2 protein-coding genes are annotated in these 1,809 nt (G+C 42.0%); both read left to right on the top strand.

Features of this window, described 5'->3' with window-relative positions; genetic code table 11:
• The coding region (locus C5470_RS21720; protein ID WP_207627080.1) for a hypothetical protein at window positions 1-912 on the top strand (912 nt) is incomplete at its 5' end.
• Window positions 909-1,809: hypothetical protein (locus C5470_RS21715; RefSeq protein ID WP_166291869.1), on the top strand; the 901-nt coding region annotated here is incomplete at its 3' end. The genes C5470_RS21720 and C5470_RS21715, both read left to right, overlap by 4 nt.

Here is a 1,809-nt window from a genome sequence, read left to right as displayed (position 1 = left end):
CTGATGAACGGCATAAAAGTGCCTGCTGTCAATACAGCTATGGTCAGTCAGTTCTCCCGGGTTGCCGGTAGCGTGGCAGGTTATTTAGGGGCGCTGGTCTCCTTCTATGATGCGAGTAACGCTTTCAAAGTGGGTAATAGTGTAGAAGCTTACAGTGATATCGCTATCGGAACAGGCTCCATTATCCTAACAACGGTAGGATTAGTCTTCTTTGCCGCCGGCTCGGTCATGACAGCAGGACTGCTGACATGGCTGGTTGTGGGAGCCAGTTTGCTTATCGGGGGCAGTATTGTCCAGGCCAGCAGCGCCTGGTCAGATTTGGAAAAAGTGCTGAATAACTGTTTTTGGGGGGCTGGAGATAAGTATGATTTTTGGCCTGTGGATGAACGACCATCTATATCAAATCAGTTACAAGATGCTAGAGAAATGAGTGATGTTATTAATAACTGTTTTATTATAGAAAACCAAGAATTTCTAAATCTGTTTATTCAGCCACAACTAAAAATACAGCAGGGATTTGGTGTCACCACCTATTGTTTTACCCTGCCAGCTTTTCAGATGGGTCTCTCAAATATCTGCGAGATCTTTGTGACTCCATTCAGAACTCCTCACTACCGGGAAGGAAAAATCAATTATGTTGAAATTAACCACCGCAAATATATCCCTGATACCTTCCGTAGTACCAAATTCAGGGAAGCTAAGAAGCAGGCCAAACTGACCCTGAATGGCGATACGGCAACGCTGGAAGTAGTCATCTCAGAAACAATGGGCGTTTACCCTCGCAGTAGCAAACTGTACTGGTATTATGAGCAATCAGAAAATGTCGTCGCCCCTATGCGTTATCTCCAGGGAGAAGAACCTACAGCAGAAAATACCATTAAGGGCAGTTTTGACGGAGAGCGCACACTATGAAGCAACGACTAAAAAGTTTACTTAAAAAATGGTTTCCTACTATTCATCCGCTGCCAGCTAAACGGCTGGCCCGCTGGGAAAAAGAACTTCTGGCCGCACCACCAGATATTAAGGATGAAGAAACCATTAAGCATGTGGAAATACTGGACTACCTTGATAATAAAGAATGTCATATCCGTAATCCACAACGCCGTTTTAGGAGCATTAATCTAATCCCAGTCACACTAGGAATTATCAGTAGCCTAGTGTTAAACATTAATGATTTCATGGAATCGCGAAAAAAAAATGAGGAAGCTATTCATCGATGGGTTGGTTATGCAAAAAAAAAATATGGCGAAGAATTTTATCTGCGCAATGATCTACCTGCTGATATGGAAGATGTCCGTTATATCGGTAATGATAAAGAAATTTCACTAAGAAAATATTTATATTATCGTTATACTTTTTACCCAAGTAGTACTCGACTCCTCATTATTGATATAAGCTTCCTGCTGCTCTATCTGCTGATTATTCCACCTTTTGTCTATTGTGTATTTTTCTGGCAGAGACAGGCACCATTAATTATCGATCGGGAACGGCAGATCTTTTACACCTGGTATAAAGGTAAAGCCTATGCTGCCCGTTATCCACAATTAGGCATGTTGGAAAAAACTAATATTCTGTATTTCAAAGTCTACGGACTGGATGAAAATAATAACCTTATCGAGCGTGTCTTTATCCCTAATGTCAGCAGTTATACCTTTGCTTTCTTAAGCAGTGGCAATGATAAGGCGCTGGCAGTCGCCTTTATGGTGAAATTTTTATTAAACGGCAAAGAAGCAGTCAGTAAAGTGGATTATCAGCGTCGTGGGCCACTTATCTGGTGGAGTAAGGATAAAAGACCCGCGGATTTAGACA

It is taken from the genome of Photorhabdus stackebrandtii (assembly GCF_011189495.1).
GTDB lineage: Bacteria > Pseudomonadota > Gammaproteobacteria > Enterobacterales > Enterobacteriaceae > Photorhabdus > Photorhabdus khanii.
The sequence above is the reverse complement of the archived record's forward strand: the minus strand, read 5'-3'. Positions and strand labels throughout refer to the sequence as shown.